This window comes from Corynebacterium sp. HMSC055A01 (genome assembly GCF_001809405.1).
Classification (GTDB): domain Bacteria; phylum Actinomycetota; class Actinomycetes; order Mycobacteriales; family Mycobacteriaceae; genus Corynebacterium; species Corynebacterium hesseae.
Map to the genome: position 1 here is coordinate 21,536 of NZ_KV797595.1, position 14,839 is coordinate 36,374.

A 14,839-nucleotide genomic window follows, 5' to 3' on the forward strand; every position below is an offset into this window, starting at 1 on the left:
ATAAGCGATGCGAAACAAGTGGTACTGGGCCTTTAAGCACATTTTTTTTGGCCCGGCCCTTCGAGTATGGAACCGCCCATGGTCCGAAGGAATGGATCGCATCCCGGAATCCGGTTCGGCTATCTTGGCATCCTCTCACCAAGCCGTCATGGATTCTTTCTACTTCCCCCTGTTATGCCCGCGGCAGATTACTTTTCTGGCTAAGAGCGAGTATTTCACCACCCCCGGTTTCGTTGGCGGCCTGCAAAAGTGGTTCTTTAGCTCCGTGGGGCAGGTACCGATTGACCGCGTCAATAAAGACGCGAGCGACGCCATGCTAGCGAGCGCGCAACGCATTATCGGCCGCGGGGATCTCTTTGGAATCTACCCGGAGGGAACTCGTTCGCCCGATGGACGCATTTACAAGGGGCGCACCGGCATGGCGCGCATCGCGTTGACTACTGGTGAGCAGGTAATTCCCATCGCCATGATTAATACCCGGAAGGCAAACCCGATCGGTTCATGGATCCCGCGCCCGGTTCGCGTCGGCATGCGCGTGGGGGAGCCCATCGATCCCCAGGCGTGGGCTGCCGAGCGCAACCTTGATCCACAGGACCACGCTACCGTGCGCGCCTTCACGGACTACGTGATGAAGCAGCTCGCTGAGTTGGCGGGTAAACCCTATGTCGACGTGTACGCCTCCGATGTGAAGGCATCTCTGCAAGCTGGACACGGCTACCCGGAAGGGGCCGAGCCCGGTTCGGAGGCACGGTAGTCAGTGTCTTCTTCTCTAACCAAACGCCTGGCGTGGCCCGATGTAGCGAAAGGCATCTCCATCCTGGGCGTCGTGCTACTGCACATCACGCTCACCGTTCCTGAATCAGGGGAGACGTGGCTGGCGGCCTTTAACGTCTGGCTGGATCCGCTTCGCTTACCTCTGTTCTTCTTGGTGAGCGGCTTTTTTGCCCAGAAGGTTTTTCGCTTTAGCTTCGCGGAGCTTTTCACACGCCGCCTGTGGTACTTCCTCGTTCCCTATGTGGTCTGGATGCTCGTTGAGCAACAAACCAAACGCGTGGAGTACCACTGGGTCTTTGGAGATCCCATCTTCGATGTTGGCCAAATGACAGCCAGCCTGCTCGTGGGCCATTCCATGGCATGGTTTTTGCATTCGCTGATTCTGTTCAACATCTTCTTGTGGTGCGTACGCAAGCTCCCCGGGTGGGCAGCGATGGCGCTGAGCTGTAGCCCGATTCTGTTCACCGCTTGGCAGGCGCAATACACCTCGATTGCGAAGGCCATCATGTTTCTCCCGGTCTTTGTCGGCGCCGCCTATTTCCGTGATGCCATTTCCGCCTTCGCTGCAGCCATCGAGGCACCGTTTAAGGGCATATGGGATCACCGCAGTTTTTGGGCGTATTCCGGGATGACAGTGGCCTACGCCATCGGCTTTTTTACTCGCCGCGCGTGGGATAACTTCTCCGGAGAAGTTGACGTTACGTGGTTGCTCCCGGGCGCGGAGGCGCTGGTGAGGGATGACGTTCATATCCTTGTTCGCATGGTAGAGCAGTTCTTCGAGGTCCCAGTGGGAATCGCGGTGGCGGTTGTGGTGTCCTATATTCCGGCCCTGTCCACCGGACTGCGTTTCATCGGTGCTCACACGCTGCCTATCTATCTTGGGCATCCCATCGGCCTCACCATTCTTTATGGCTACCCCATGGCGCTCCATCCTCGCGAGGTTAGCCTGGCGGGCCAGTGGCCGCTGGAAAACACGTGGTTCTGGCTTAGCATGTGCGTTCTTTATTGCGCTGTCGCGTCGCTAGCACTGTGGGCTTTGGGCAAGGTGCCCGTCGTGGGCTGGACGCTTAAACCGCCGCCGATCGGTGCGAGTCGGCGAAAAACGGAACCGTCGTCTGTAGGCTCAAGCCTGAGCCAGCAGCTCACCGCGACAAGAAACACGACGAGCAAGAAATAGTCGTTGCCCGGAATCTGCTGCCACCACGACCACGTCAGCTCCAGCTGCTCATTGTGCGGGACGAGCCAGTGGCCGCGGGCCAGCAACGTCAGCCATGTGAGGGCAGCTAGGAACCAGTGTCGGCGGGCGGTCAGATATACCGCTGCTAAGCAGAGCCACGTGAAATGGTGAGACCACGAGACCGGGGAGCACAGCAGCGCCGCCGAGGAAGCGAGCAGCACGAGCTCGACCTGCGATGATGTATGCTCCATAAGCCACCACAGAAGCGCGACGATGGCGATGCATCCGAGAATCCAAAGAGCTGATGCTTGCTCGGGGACAATGCGGCTTAGCAGGCCGCGGAGTGATTGGTTGCCGGAGTAGGCCAGCCCGCCGATGCGCGAGGAATCACGAAGGGTATCGGTCCAATACACCGCGGAGCTTGCCGGGGAGGCGAGGTGCCCCACCACGCCACATGTGACGAAGGACCCCACCGCAGTGGCAAGAGCGCGCCAGTCGCGGCGAACGAAAAACACGGCGAGGAACACCGCTGGGGTGAGCTTGATGGCTATTGCAATGCCCGTAAGCACACCACGCCTCGAGCTTCGTGGGCTCAGCAGTAAGCAATCTACAACGACCGCCGCGGTCAACAAAAGGTTCACTTGGCCGAAGCTGAGCGTCTCAGTAACCGGTTCCATCAGCATGCAGGCGCACAATGCCCACGAGGACCACCAACCAGGTCGCTCAGTAGCACAGCTCCGAGAAATCACGGCATACAGGCAAACCCACAGCGCCCCGAGCGATGCTGCGGTAAGAAGAACGGACAGCGGCCACAACGGGAGCCATGACACCATGGCGAAAAGCGCTGCAGCAAAAGGCGGGTAGGTAAAAGGCAGCGAAAAACCGTTGTCGAGCACATAGCTCTGTGCGTAAAGATTCTCTCCGCGTAGAAGCGCGCGTCCTCCCTCGCGATAGACATCGAGGTCAATGTGGTAATAAGGTGCAATGCTGCCGCTGCTGAATAATGCCGGAAGCTGGATAATCCACGCTAGGGAGGCCAGCCCTGCTATGAACAAGGGGAGAAGAGGGGAGGAGAGAGCTTTCTTCACGCAGTTGAGTATAGACCCCAGTGGGCAGGCCTATGTGGGCGGGAGACTAGGATACGGGGCGTGCGCTACTTCTACGACACCGAATTTATCGAGGACGGATCGACCATTGAATTGGTCTCCATCGGAATTGTCGGGGAAGACGGTAGCGAATACTACGCGGTATCCACAGACTTCGATCCGGCCAAGGCAAACGCATGGGTGCGTGAGAATGTTTTGGATAAGCTGCCGAGTCCAGCAGATCCGGTCTGGAAATCGCGCGAAACCATCCGCGAAGATCTCCTGAAATTCCTCGGCCGGCACTCCACTCCCATCGAGTTGTGGGCCTGGGTGGGCGCTTATGACCACGTGGTTGTTGCGCAACTCTGGGGCGATATGGCGAGTCTGCCCAAGGGCCTGCCGCGCTATACCCGGGAGCTTAAGCAGTATTGGGAATTCGCCGGCCGCCCCAAGCTGCCTCCAGTCCCGAACGGCAACCATGACGCGTTGGTCGACGCCCGCCATAATCTGGCCAAATTTCGGGTTTGTGAACAGCACTTGCCGTTGACTAGGGGCAACCGCGTTAATAAAGCGTGAATTAATACCGTGGCCGAAATGCCATTAACTAACGCGCGATAGACCCAAGATGGTTAAATACTGGGTGTGAGTTGGACAGTAGATATTCCCAAAGAAGTGCTCCCTGATCTGCCACCGCTGCCGGAGGGGATCAACGAGAAGTTTCAAGATGCGATTGCCCGCGAGGCAAAGCAGCAACCCAGCTGGGATCAGCTGCAAGCCGATAACGTGCGCAAGATCCTGGAATCCGTCCCACCTATCGTCGTGGCTCCAGAGATTGAGGACCTCAAGCGCAAGCTTGCCGACGTCGCCCTGGGCAACGCCTTCCTCCTCCAGGGAGGCGACTGCGCGGAAACCTTCGAGTCCAATACGGAGCCGCACATCCGCGGCAACATCAAGACGCTGCTTCAAATGGCCGTAGTTTTGACGTATGGCGCGTCCACCCCGGTGGTTAAGCTCGGTCGCATCGCCGGCCAGTACGCGAAGCCGCGCTCCTCTGATCTGGACGCAAACGGCTTGTACAACTACCGCGGTGACATCGTCAACGGCGTAGAAGCCAACGAGGAATCCCGCCGCCACGATCCCGCCCGCATGATCCGTGCCTACGCGAACTCCTCGGCGGCCATGAACCTGGTCCGCGCACTGACCCAATCCGGTACTGCTGACCTTTACCGACTCCACGAGTGGAATCGCGAGTTTGTGGCCAACTCTCCGGCAGGCGCTCGCTACCAGGCCCTGGCAAATGAAATTGAGAACGGCCTGGCCTTCATGAACGCCTGCGGAGTCTCAGACGAGACCCTGCGTTCGGCACAGATCTACTGCTCCCACGAGGCCTTGCTGAAGGATTACGAGCGTTCCATGTTGCGCTTGGGTACGGACTCTAACGGCGAGACCAAGCTCTACGACCTGTCCGCTCACCAGCTGTGGATCGGCGAGCGCACCCGCGGCCTCGACGATTTCCACGTCGCTTTCGCCTCCATCATCGGCAACCCCGTGGGCATCAAGCTTGGCCCAGGAGTAACCCCGGAGCAGGCTGTGCAGTACGCAGAGCGTTTGGACCCGAACCGTGAGCCTGGCCGCCTCACCATGATCGCCCGCATGGGCCACGACAAGGTGCGTTCCGTCTTGCCGCCGATCATCAAGGCCGTGGAGGACTCCGGCCACAAGGTTGTGTGGCAGTCCGATCCGATGCACGGGAATACCTTCACGGCATCGAACGGCTACAAGACCCGCCACTTCGACAAGATCGTCGACGAGGTCCAGGGCTTCTTCGAGGTGCACCGTGAACTGGGTACTCACCCTGGTGGTGTCCACCTAGAGTTCACCGGCGAGGACGTCACCGAGTGCCTCGGCGGCGCTGAGGACATCACGGACGTGGATCTGCCGGGCCGCTACGAGTCCGCCGTGGATCCGCGCCTGAACACCCAGCAATCGCTGGAGCTGTCCTTCCTTATCGCCGAGATGCTGCGCAACTAGAGTCTGCGCAGCTAGACGCTGCGCAGACTAGTACGGCCTCCAGAGAATCGGCCACGTGCCGTATTCTCCGGAGCCAAACCACCAGGCCGCCACGGCGACGGCCAAGGTGGCAAGCCCGACGAGGATGAGGAAACCTATAAGCGCGATGGCGCTGCGGTTGCTCAAGGGGCGCTCTTCCGGCTCCTCCTCGGCACCGGCCGGGGGAAGCGGCGCAGAAGGTTCTGCTACCGCAGGGGACGGTGCCGGAGGATTTACCGGTGCGGCCGGCGGGAGAAAAACATCGTTTCGAGGCTCTACACGGGTTTCCCGCGTGGGCGGTTGAGGCGCCGGGATCGTGGACGTGGCTTCGAAGACCCGGGTATTGCCTGCCCCCGAAAAATCCGTGGGCACAGCGGCTGTTCGTGCAGCAGCCGAGTTCCGCGGGACGGGGACGGTGAATTGCGGGAGCTGCAGTTCACGGGATACATCATCCAGCGCATCGAGGAATTCGCCGGCATCCGCAAACCTTTCGGCCGGCTGGCGCGCGGTGGCGGTGGCTACGAGGGCGTCGAAAAGCATAGGCACCCCCTCGATGCGTGAGGACGGCGCCACCACATCCGCGTGCACGCGCGCTGTGGCGTGGGCTAGTGGGGTCTCGCCGTGGAAGGGGACCGTGCCGGTAAGGAGCTCAAACAGGACAATTCCGGCCGAATAGACATCGGAAGCCGGGGTGATATCCGCACCCGTAACCTGCTCGGGGGAGAGATAGCTGACGGTGCCGACGATTTGACCCGAGCTATCGTGCTCCGCCTTGGCGGAGCGCACCAAGCCGAAATCGCCGACCTTAACGCGGTGGTTGTCCGTGATGAGAACGTTGTCCGGCTTGATATCTCGGTGCACCAGTCCGGCGTGGTGGACCTCGGTGAGCCCGGCTAGCACGGAGTGCATGACGCCGGCCGCGGCATGTGGCGGCATGGGTCCGCGTTCAGCAAGGAGCTCGCGCAAGGTGCCGCCGGTGATGAGCTCCATGATGAGATAGATGGGTAACCCATCCGCGGAGAAATCATGCACGGCGACGAGGTTGGGGTGGCTGAGCTGCGCCATGGCGCGGGCCTCGCGCTCGAAGCGGGTGACGAAGACAGGGTCATCGTGATAGCGCTCATCCATGACCTTGGCGGCCACTGCGCGGCCCAAGCGCATGTCGACACAGCGATACACAGTGGACATGCCGCCGCGAGCGATCGGCTGATCGATGCGGTAGCGTCCTTCGAGAATGTCGCCCACGTTCAGCCTTGTCATGGATTCCAGTATGGCCGATCAGCGCCCCAAAGTGTGATCCGGCTACAGTTGTGTCCGTGACTAATTCTGAGAACAACTTCGAGAATCCCCACCCGGAACTACCGCAGCTCCTCGCCGGGGAAAAGCTGCTGACGCTCGCTGAGGTTGCTGAAAAGCTCGATCTTCCCATCACTCGCGTCTTTGACCTGCTCAACGCGCGTAAATTCATTGTGTGGCGAAACGCCGAGGGGGAGCGCCTCGTCCCGGAGGCATTCTTCAATTCCAAGGGCGTCATTTCCAAGCACGTGTCCGGTGTCATTACAGTTCTTTCGGACAACGGGTGGGGCGACAATGAGATTCTGGCGCACCTGTTTACCGAAGATGAGTCTTTGCCAGGCCGCCCCATTGACGCGCTCCACGGGCACCTTGCGCGCGAGGTTATTCGGCGCGCGCAGGCTTCGGCGTTTTAGCAGTAGCAGCCTCATCCATGGCCGCGGTGGTGCGTGGAACACCATCGAAAATCCACTGCGTTGCTGACCATGCCACGACCACCATGGCGATGTCCCAGAACCAGTTATAGAGCTGGTGGTTTCCGTCGCCAGCGAAGGCCACTCCGATAAAGAGGGCCACGCCGGTGGTTAGTTTGATCAAAGGCAGCGGTGGGCGGAAGGTTCCCATGAGCGTGAGCACGGAGGCGTAATACCAGGGAAGCGTCACAGAGTTGAAGACGAACGCCACCTGGTAGGCAGCAGCCGTAGCGGCAATCGCGCGGCGCACGCCCGTTCGCCCCCACCACCACACGATGACGAGGCCGAGGAGCATGAGGATCATCGCAATTGAACGCAACACGCTGAGCACCCCGTTATAGGTGGTATCGGGGGAGAAGACCTGGATGAGCGGTACCAGAATGTCGGCGAGCAAGGTAGGGCCGGCCAGGGGATTGATCACCTTGGAATTGCCGCTGATTTGTGACAACCAGCCCCACGAGCTTCCCGACGCCCACGTAATCACCGCCACCGCCAGCGCGACCTCCGCTACGGCAACGACGCCGGACAGGAGAAAGACCCCGAAGCGCTTGAGTGGCGTGGTGCCTTTCGGCGCCCAGTGGTGCAGCATGAGCCACACGATAAACGGTGCGGCGAATACAGCTGTGGCTTTGAGCGACACCGCTACGCCGACAAGAAGGAGGCTGAGATGAAACTTGTCGTGAACCGCGGCGAGCAATCCCAGCGATACCAAGCCCACCATGACCGATTCATTGTGCATGCCGCCGATGAGGTGCAATAGAATCACTGGATTCGCTACACCCAACCACAGTGCTAGCGCCGGATCGCCCCCGATGCTGCGTGCAAGGCGTGGAATCGACCAAGCGATGGCGGCAAAGCCGAGGACCGATATCGCCTTATAGACGATGATGCCCGCGGCGACATTGTCCCCCACGAGGTTGGTTACCCCGTTGCCCATCCACAAGTGCAGCGGACCATAAGGCGTAGTGGTGTTTCGCCAGTCGTGTGAGACTTCCAGCAGGAAGGGGCCGGGGTTAACAGCCGCGCCTTCGACATAAGGATCGAAACCATCGCGCACCATGGCTCCCTGCATGAGATAGGAGTACACGTCCCGCGAAGCCAGTGGGGCCGCGCACAACAGCGGGGCAACCCAGCACATCAGCATTCGGCGGATGTCAGACAGCGCGCCGTCGGGTTGCGGGTTCTTGAGCTGTGGGGCGATGAGATAACGCCCAGCCAGGACCCACGCGGCGACCAATCCAAAGAGGCCAACCCAATAGAGGACTATGCCGATGTTGCGGCCGTGGCCATACGCGAGGAATCCGATGTTGAGTGCCTCCAGAAAGCCGCCGCGGTTCCGGGTTGCGCCACCAGAGAAGGAGGCGAGAGCAAGGATCGCCGCGGAGACGATGCCCAAAGGAAGCGGGTTGGGAATGCGCAGGGATACGCGCGCGGATGCGGAGCGGGCCATGCTACATCCGGCGTGCGGTGGATTTGTGGGCAAGCTCTTCCAGCGTTGCCGTGACTTCGGGGGCGACCTGGGCATTATGAAGGTGGTCAAGGCCCGAGCGCGTGAGATCGCTGATGCGCTGCTCGACGACATCCGGTGCCCCGGAATCGGCAATGATCTGGGCCATGCGGGCGATATCTGCGGGATCCTCCGTCTGGCCGATGAGGCGGCGAAGCTCCGAAGCAGCAGTGGGATCAGTGGCATCCGCACGTTGCAGAGCCAATGACAAGAGGACCGTGCGCTTGCCCTCGCGCAGATCATCACCGGCGGGCTTGCCAGTAATTGCTGGGTCACCAAAGACCCCCAACAAATCATCGCGGAGCTGGAATGCGACCCCGATGTCTTGTCCATAGCCGCGGAAAGCGGCAACAAGCTTTTCGGGTGCTCCTGCTACGGCTGCGCCCAAATGCAACGGGCGCTCGATGGTGTACGCGGCGGTCTTGAAACGGTTTACTGAGTCCGCCAACGTTGCATCCTCGGAGCCTTCCGCTTCGAGGCAAATATCCAGCATTTGCCCGCCGATAACCTCGCGGCGCATCGCCCGCCACGGCGCCCGAGCGCGCGCGAGCGCCTCGGGGCTCAGGCCGGAATCCTGGAGCATGTCCTCGGCCCAGACCAAGGCCATGTCGCCCACAAGGATGGCGAGAGACTGCCCGAAGAAGTCAGCGTCACCGCTGAGCCCGAGCTCCCGATGGCGAGCGGCTACGCCACGGTGGACGGTGGGATTGCCGCGCCGGGTATCGGAAGCATCCACGATGTCATCGTGGATGAGAGCACAAGCCTGGATGAATTCTAGGGAAGAAGCTGCGCGGAGCATCGCCTGCGGGGACTCCGTGCCCTCGAGCCCATGTGCGCCGATAAAACCTGCCCACGCGTAGAGAGGGCGGATACGTTTTCCGCCGTCCAGCACGAAGGATTCCAAATAGGAGATCGCGTTAGTCACCGGGGAACCGATGGACGCGATGGCGTCGCGCTGACTATCTAGGAAAAGCTCGAGCTCCTCGCGTACGGCTACGGGGATATCGTCCAGGGAAGGTATTTGCGGAGTAGTCACGCCTGCCACTCTACCTGGGCAGGCTCACGGATTAGACGCCAGGTTAAGCGGTACCGGCTGGTGCTAGCGGCACAGCTGATTGCAGGATGGCGAAGGGGCGTGAATCGGCGGGGTAATGGAGCTGGCGAAGGAAGTCACTAAAGCCCATTTTGCGGTAGAGGCCGAAGGCGGAGTTGGCTTCATTGGGAACCTCAGGTGTGGAGAGCAGGATGTAGCGGGCGGGGAGGTTCCAGGCCAGTGCTTCAAGCAGCGCACGGCCCAGACCGTGGCCCTGTGCCTCGGGCACTACGTGGATTTCCGCCAACTCAAAATAGTTGTGGAGAACCTCTTCTTGCTCTGGGGTTGCGCCGCCGTTGTTGGAGAGCGCTCGGCGGAGTTGCCTATCCCACCAGGTATCAGGAGAGCCTAGAAAGCCGTAGGCAAAGCCGGTGATGCCGTCTTCGGAGGTGGCCGCCACGCAGGAAAACCCCGGGCGTATGAGATCCCCGCGCCACCGCATGATGGAGCTGTTGCGTACTGAGGGGTCGTAGTTCATCGCTGCAATGTAGATATCCACCAAGTGCGGGAGGGCAATGGCGAACTCTTGGGGGCTTAGGCGGCGCAGCGTGTAACTCACATGTCTAATAACAACAGATTCTTGCGGTATGTGAAAGCAGGCAACGAACCCTTCGCAGGCAAATCTGATGTGCATGTTCGAAAAACGTGGAGAAGTTCGGTAAAACTATTGTCAAATTCGAACATGTGGACTAACATTGGGGGTGGATGTAGGAAGGCGGCTTTAAGGTGAATCGCGTCAACAAACAACGACAGGAAATCAACAACACAGTCTCTATTGACAAGCTCAGGAAGAAGCCCAAGGGGGAGAGGTCATGGCACAGGTAATCTCAGCAACAGCAGCGGCGCGGAGCCGTAACCGGGAGGCGTTGCAGTGCGTACGCCGCGATCGTTTCGTGGGTCAAGCGTTGGATTTGTTGGTGGAGGCGCGCCAGAGCGCAGCGGAGGGGCGATTCGCGGACGCTTTGGAAATGGCCTATCGCGCCTCGCTGCGCGCTGCCGGGGCTCGGGTAGCGGCGTCCACGGTGTCACGTCGCCGGCGCTTGCCTACCTCCGCTTGGGAGCAAGTGGCGCTCATCGGCCCGGCTGATGCGCAGTGGGCAGCGGAGTTTAAGGACTACTCGCGTGTGCGTTCGCGAGTGGCATCCGGACTGGATCCGGTCCCTGATCCTGATACGGTCTATCGCTATGTGGCGCTTGCCGCCCGCTATGTGGATGCGACTGAGTCTGAGCTGGGCTTCGGTGGTCTCGCGGCTTAATACGGAGCGCGGGGCCACAGTAGTGGGGCGTAGTGCGTTTAAAACGTGTGGACTGTCTTTGCGGGAACTATCTCGCTATCCTTGACGTTATAGAGGTAGTAATCCTATTTCCCAGTTCCACTACCTAAACCCAACCCACTACGGAGGACGCTGTGGCCCTTTCTGAGCACGAACAGCAAGCGCTGCGTGAAATTGAGCAGTCGTTGCTGGCCAATGATCCTGATTTTGGTGCGTCGGTGTCCGGTGAAACTTCTTTCGGCGCAAACTCGGGCGCTATCACCCTCCGCGGAGTTGCCCTGATTGTTGTCGGTCTCTGCATGATGGTGGGCGGTATTGCGTTGGCCCAGCAATCCCTGTGGTTTGTGAGCCTCTCGGTCCTCGGCTTTCTAGTCATGTTTGGATCCGGCGTCTGGATGCTGCGCGGGAACTCGGAGGATTCTCTGGTTGCAGTCGGTGCGCAGTCGTCCACTCGGGATCGCGGCAAGCAATCCAAGAAGGGTGGTAGCGACGTTGGGAACCGCCTCGAAGACAATTTCCGTCGTCGCTTTGAAGGCCGCTAAGCGTCTAGAACCGGTCCCAAAACTGGTCCTGAATAGCCCTCCGCTTTAATCCGCGGAGGGCTCTTTTGATGTGGTGGCCTAGGGTAGGATGGCTTCGGCCATTGCGTAGAGGGTTTGCGTTGCGCTGTTGAGCTTTTCCGGTGAGCCGTCCGCCAGCTCAGAGGCGCGGACGATGGCCGCATTGAGCAACGAGATATCTACTGGGGAAACGCCGGGGCAGAACTCGTCAACGATGGAGGCGAATCCGCCATGAGACTTCTGTACTGCCTCGTCAGCAAAGGCCTGGGGGAAGTGCTGTGCGGCGGTCATTAAATGGCCGTGTGCACTATGAATAAAGAGATCGAGCGTGGCGTCGACATAGGCGTGGATGCGCTTCTTAGGCTCCGGGGAGGCTACCTTTATGGCGGCCTCGAGTTGCTCATTCCACGATTGGGTCGCCTGAATAAGCAGCTGTACCAGTAGATCGTGCTGGGATGATACGTATCGATAGATGCTGGGGCGGGCAAGCCCGACTTCTGCGGCAACTTCGGCCAAGGTGGGGACTGCACCATGGCTAGTGATGATCAGCTTTTCGGCAGCCTCGAGCACCGCGCGGTGCTGGACGGCGCGGTGCTCGGCTACTGTCGTTTCAGTGATCTTTGGCATGCGTGTGAGTCTACGTTAAGCTGCGCATTCTTTGCTTATCGCTGGGCGGATGCGGTGGCCGGTGTTAAGCGGCCGTCGACCATCTCATAGACCTTGTCGCAGTGATCGAGAACCTCGTAGTCGTGAGTGACCATGATGCCCGCGACGTTAAAGTCGTGGCATTCTTTTGCCAAGAGCGCAACGATCTCCTGGGAGCGTGCACGATCCAGGGCTGCGGTGGGCTCGTCGACAAGCAGCACCTGGGGGTCGCCAACGAGTGCACGCGCGATGCCAACGCGCTGCCGTTCACCGCCAGACAGGCTTCCTGGGCGGTGCTTGGCGCGGTGCTTCATGCCAACCTTGTCGAGGAGTTCGGTGCTGGAGTAGCGCCCAGTCTTTCCAATGACTTTGCTGGCCAGCTCGAGCTGTTCCTCCGCAGTCAACGCGGAAGGAAGATTTCCGGTGGACTGGAAGACGAAGCCGATGTGGTTGCGGCGGATCTGCGCCAGTTGGGCGTCGCCAAGCTGCACGATGTCCTCGCCCGCGACGAGGACCTGGCCGGAATCGGGCGTCGTCAATGCGCCCGCAACAGCGAGCAGCGTGGACTTGCCGGAACCTGATGGGCCGACCACGGCAACGAATTCGCCGGGATCGATGCTGAGGTTGACGGAATCGAGTGCCTTAACCTGCGAGTCGCCATCGGTGTAGCTGACGGTGACGTCTTTTAGTTCTAAAGCTGGGCTCATCGGTTTTCTCCTAGGGCTGCGAGGGGGTTGGTTCGGGTGACACGGACAACGGCGATGAAAGCGCCGAGCAGACCAGCGACGAAGAGGATGAGTCCGCCACTGATGACGGAACTGAATTCGGTGGCATAAGGCATGGCAGTCTGCTCCAGGAGGCTGCCCAGGCCGACGGCGACAAGCGCACCCGCCAGGATGGACAAGACAAGGATGACGACTGCCTGGCCGAGGCTATCGCGCAACAAGAAACCCTTGGTCGCGCCCATCGCGCGGAGGGTGGCGATATTGCCGGCCCGCTGAATGGTCCACACGAGGAAGAAGGCGCCAGTCACGAGTGCGGCGATGACGTACAGGAACCACGTGATCATGGATAAGGTCATCATCTCGGCGGTGTAGCCGGGGGAGGAGTCGAAGCTTTCCTTGAGGGTTCGAACATCCAGGCCGGACTGTTCCGAGAGGGCCTCGGTGTCCGGCTTGTCTGACGTGCGGGCGACGATGACGGAGGCTTCGTCATAAGCGTCTGGGTTCACGGCTTCGCCGTGGCGACCGCCAGCGTGGATCTCTTGCCAGATGTCGAGCGGAAGGTAGGCCACGTCCACGTGTCCGAAGGTGCGTTGGTTATCGGTAAACCCAACGACATTCAGCGGGATATCCAAGCGATCGAGCGTGATGGTGTCGCCGACCTCGATGCCCTCATCGTGCAGGGTGGAGGAGACGATGATGTCGTGCTTGGTGTTGCTGGGCTGGCCGTCGACCCGGTTGGTGTCAAGTGCGGGCAAACCTGCCGGTGCCACGAAGGAGTCCGGTTCTACTCCCAGCAGGGTCAGGTCCACTGCCGTGCCGTTTTGGTTATGGGCATTGGCGATGGTCAGGCCAAGAGGGGCGGCTTCTTCCACGCCGTCGTGCTGAGCGAAGGACTCGCTATCAGAGGCATCGACAACCGAGCGGGTGAAAGCTGAGTCTTTCTGGGTGCCGTCGGCGAAAGCGACGACGTCGGCATCCATTGCTTTTAGTCCGGAGACGCCGTCGTTGACCAAACCTGCTGTGAGGCCGGAGATGATGACGACGAGCATGGACATGAGGGCAAGGACAACGCCCATGAGGATGAATCGGGTACGCGCGAAGAGCATCTCGCGCCAAGCTAGATACATAGGGGATCTTCCTAGTGGGTGAAGAAAACTAATGGAGCGCCATCCCGTGGTTCTCAAGATGGCAACACACTGTTTCTATCATAGGAACGCGGCGTTTCTAAAAAGGGAGGCGGTGGTGGCGGCGCTTTTGGTCGCTTTCCCTCAATTCCCCACTTTCACCCACTGCGTGTGGGCTGGGGACTGGAGCCTGGGTGCCGCTGGCGGTTTTGTTGGGGGTGGGGCGGGCAAAGTTGCAGGATTCTGGGGCTGGTGAGGAGATTTAGTTTCTAAGGGGTGGAAGTTGCGTGGGTGATTGTCCGGGGAGGGTCCCTACTTTAGCGGTATGTCAAGGGGGTGCCGGGAAAACTTCCCACCGGAAAAACATCCTTTTATCTGGGGATTTATTGTGACACGCGGGAGGGTGGGGTGCTAAAGGTGTTGGTGGTGGGGGAAAGTGGGGTAGAGTGGGGCGCAGCGGAGGAGAGTTGTTCTCTTGTCGCGAGAGGAATCCGGAGTTTTCGAGTGACAGGAAGGTGGACCCGGGGATGTTTCTCGGCACCTACACTCCCAAGCTCGATGACAAAGGGCGGCTTACGCTTCCAGCGAAGTTTCGCGAAGAACTGGCCGGTGGCCTCATGGTCACCAAGGGGCAGGATCACTCGCTTGCGGTGTACCCGCGCGAGGAGTTCGCGGCACGAGCCAGGAAGGCTGCGGCTGTGTCTCGTACCAACCCGGACGCACGTGCGTTCATCCGTAACTTGGCAGCGAGTGCGGACGAGCAGCGTCCCGATGGGCACGGGCGTATCACGCTGTCTGCAGGCCACCGTGAGTACGCAAACCTGACGAAGGAATGCGTGGTTGTGGGCTCGGTCGACTTCCTCGAAATCTGGGACGCAGCCGCATGGGCTGAATACCAGGCGCAAACTGAAGACGCTTACTCGGCGGCAGACGCCGATGACGTACTTGCCGGACTGCTTTAGGGCTAGCCCGGTGCACCGAGAGTGCGTGTACGGACTCTGCCCGAGGAGGATGAGCTGGTGTACTTCCCCGACATCAGAACCCTTCCTCGGACAGGGCC

15 protein-coding genes and 1 pseudogene are annotated in these 14,839 nt (G+C 60.2%); 8 read left to right on the plus strand and 8 right to left on the minus strand.

The window, feature by feature from the left end:
* Window positions 1–7: 7 nt before the first annotated feature.
* On the plus strand, window positions 8–754 hold the full coding sequence (locus tag HMPREF2604_RS11255; RefSeq protein WP_070565436.1) for a lysophospholipid acyltransferase family protein: 747 nt from the start codon (window positions 8–10) through the stop codon (window positions 752–754).
* Between the two features lie 72 nt (window positions 755–826).
* Window positions 827–1,741, plus strand: a pseudogene (locus HMPREF2604_RS11260) (hypothetical protein); the annotation flags it as partial.
* 35 nt (window positions 1,742–1,776) lie between these two features.
* On the opposite strand, the gene HMPREF2604_RS14560 reads toward HMPREF2604_RS11260, so the two are convergent.
* Entirely contained in the window at window positions 1,777–3,039 is a 1,263-nt protein-coding gene (locus HMPREF2604_RS14560; protein WP_371440693.1) for a glycosyltransferase 87 family protein, read from the minus strand.
* Window positions 3,040–3,099: 60 nt separating this feature from the next.
* Between HMPREF2604_RS14560 and HMPREF2604_RS11265 the strand changes: the two genes are divergently transcribed.
* Window positions 3,100–3,612 carry a polyadenylate-specific 3'-exoribonuclease AS gene (locus HMPREF2604_RS11265; protein WP_070519824.1) on the plus strand — a complete coding sequence of 171 codons (513 nt, stop codon included), beginning with the start codon at window positions 3,100–3,102 and terminating at the stop codon, window positions 3,610–3,612.
* 66 nt (window positions 3,613–3,678) lie between these two features.
* Window positions 3,679–5,067, plus strand: coding sequence for a class II 3-deoxy-7-phosphoheptulonate synthase (locus HMPREF2604_RS11270; protein WP_070565440.1), 1,389 nt, complete (start codon window positions 3,679–3,681; stop codon window positions 5,065–5,067).
* Between the two features lie 27 nt (window positions 5,068–5,094).
* Here HMPREF2604_RS11270 and HMPREF2604_RS11275 read toward each other — a convergent pair whose 3' ends face one another.
* Entirely contained in the window at window positions 5,095–6,345 is a 1,251-nt protein-coding gene (locus HMPREF2604_RS11275; RefSeq protein WP_070565442.1) for a protein kinase domain-containing protein, read from the minus strand.
* A 50-nt stretch (window positions 6,346–6,395) separates the two neighbouring features.
* Between HMPREF2604_RS11275 and HMPREF2604_RS11280 the strand changes: the two genes are divergently transcribed.
* Window positions 6,396–6,794, plus strand: coding sequence for an Rv2175c family DNA-binding protein (locus HMPREF2604_RS11280; protein ID WP_070519830.1), 399 nt, complete (start codon window positions 6,396–6,398; stop codon window positions 6,792–6,794).
* Here HMPREF2604_RS11280 and HMPREF2604_RS11285 read toward each other — a convergent pair.
* From HMPREF2604_RS11285 to HMPREF2604_RS11295, 3 genes are read right to left on the minus strand one after another with little or no spacing between them, the layout of a single operon-like run.
* Complete coding sequence (locus HMPREF2604_RS11285) at window positions 6,763–8,301, minus strand: alpha-(1->6)-mannopyranosyltransferase A (protein WP_070565444.1); 1,539 nt, start codon at window positions 8,299–8,301, stop codon at window positions 6,763–6,765. The genes HMPREF2604_RS11280 and HMPREF2604_RS11285 overlap by 32 nt on opposite strands.
* A 1-nt stretch (window position 8,302) precedes the next feature.
* Window positions 8,303–9,394 (minus strand): polyprenyl synthetase family protein, encoded by a 1,092-nt coding sequence (locus HMPREF2604_RS11290; RefSeq protein WP_070565608.1) that lies wholly within the window; start codon window positions 9,392–9,394, stop codon window positions 8,303–8,305.
* Between the two features lie 43 nt (window positions 9,395–9,437).
* Window positions 9,438–10,010: a GNAT family N-acetyltransferase gene (locus HMPREF2604_RS11295; RefSeq protein ID WP_070533340.1), complete on the minus strand. Its 573-nt coding sequence runs from the start codon at window positions 10,008–10,010 to the stop codon at window positions 9,438–9,440.
* A 253-nt stretch (window positions 10,011–10,263) separates the two neighbouring features.
* Here HMPREF2604_RS11295 and HMPREF2604_RS11300 point away from each other — a divergent pair, with 253 nt between their 5' ends.
* Together HMPREF2604_RS11300 and HMPREF2604_RS11305 are read left to right on the plus strand one after the other, a co-directional pair.
* Window positions 10,264–10,707 carry an SAV_6107 family HEPN domain-containing protein gene (locus tag HMPREF2604_RS11300; RefSeq protein WP_070565446.1) on the plus strand — a complete coding sequence of 148 codons (444 nt, stop codon included), beginning with the start codon at window positions 10,264–10,266 and terminating at the stop codon, window positions 10,705–10,707.
* 152 nt (window positions 10,708–10,859) lie between these two features.
* Window positions 10,860–11,267, plus strand: a complete 408-nt coding sequence (locus tag HMPREF2604_RS11305; RefSeq protein ID WP_070533336.1) for a DUF3040 domain-containing protein — start codon at window positions 10,860–10,862, stop codon at window positions 11,265–11,267.
* 78 nt (window positions 11,268–11,345) lie between these two features.
* Here HMPREF2604_RS11305 and HMPREF2604_RS11310 read toward each other — a convergent pair whose 3' ends face one another.
* Genes HMPREF2604_RS11310 through HMPREF2604_RS11320 form a run of 3 tightly spaced genes read right to left on the minus strand, consistent with a single transcriptional unit; the run spans window position 11,346 to window position 13,782 of the window.
* Window positions 11,346–11,912, minus strand: a complete 567-nt coding sequence (locus HMPREF2604_RS11310; protein WP_070533334.1) for a TetR/AcrR family transcriptional regulator — start codon at window positions 11,910–11,912, stop codon at window positions 11,346–11,348.
* Between the two features lie 35 nt (window positions 11,913–11,947).
* Window positions 11,948–12,637, minus strand: coding sequence for an ABC transporter ATP-binding protein (locus tag HMPREF2604_RS11315; protein WP_070565448.1), 690 nt, complete (start codon window positions 12,635–12,637; stop codon window positions 11,948–11,950).
* Window positions 12,634–13,782, minus strand: a complete 1,149-nt coding sequence (locus HMPREF2604_RS11320) for an ABC transporter permease (protein WP_070519845.1) — start codon at window positions 13,780–13,782, stop codon at window positions 12,634–12,636. The genes HMPREF2604_RS11315 and HMPREF2604_RS11320 overlap by 4 nt, the downstream gene beginning before the upstream one ends.
* 524 nt (window positions 13,783–14,306) lie before the next feature.
* On the opposite strand from HMPREF2604_RS11320, the gene mraZ reads away from it, so the two are divergent.
* Window positions 14,307–14,741 carry a division/cell wall cluster transcriptional repressor MraZ gene (gene mraZ, locus HMPREF2604_RS11330; RefSeq protein ID WP_010190539.1) on the plus strand — a complete coding sequence of 145 codons (435 nt, stop codon included), beginning with the start codon at window positions 14,307–14,309 and terminating at the stop codon, window positions 14,739–14,741.
* Window positions 14,742–14,839 lie beyond the last annotated feature (98 nt).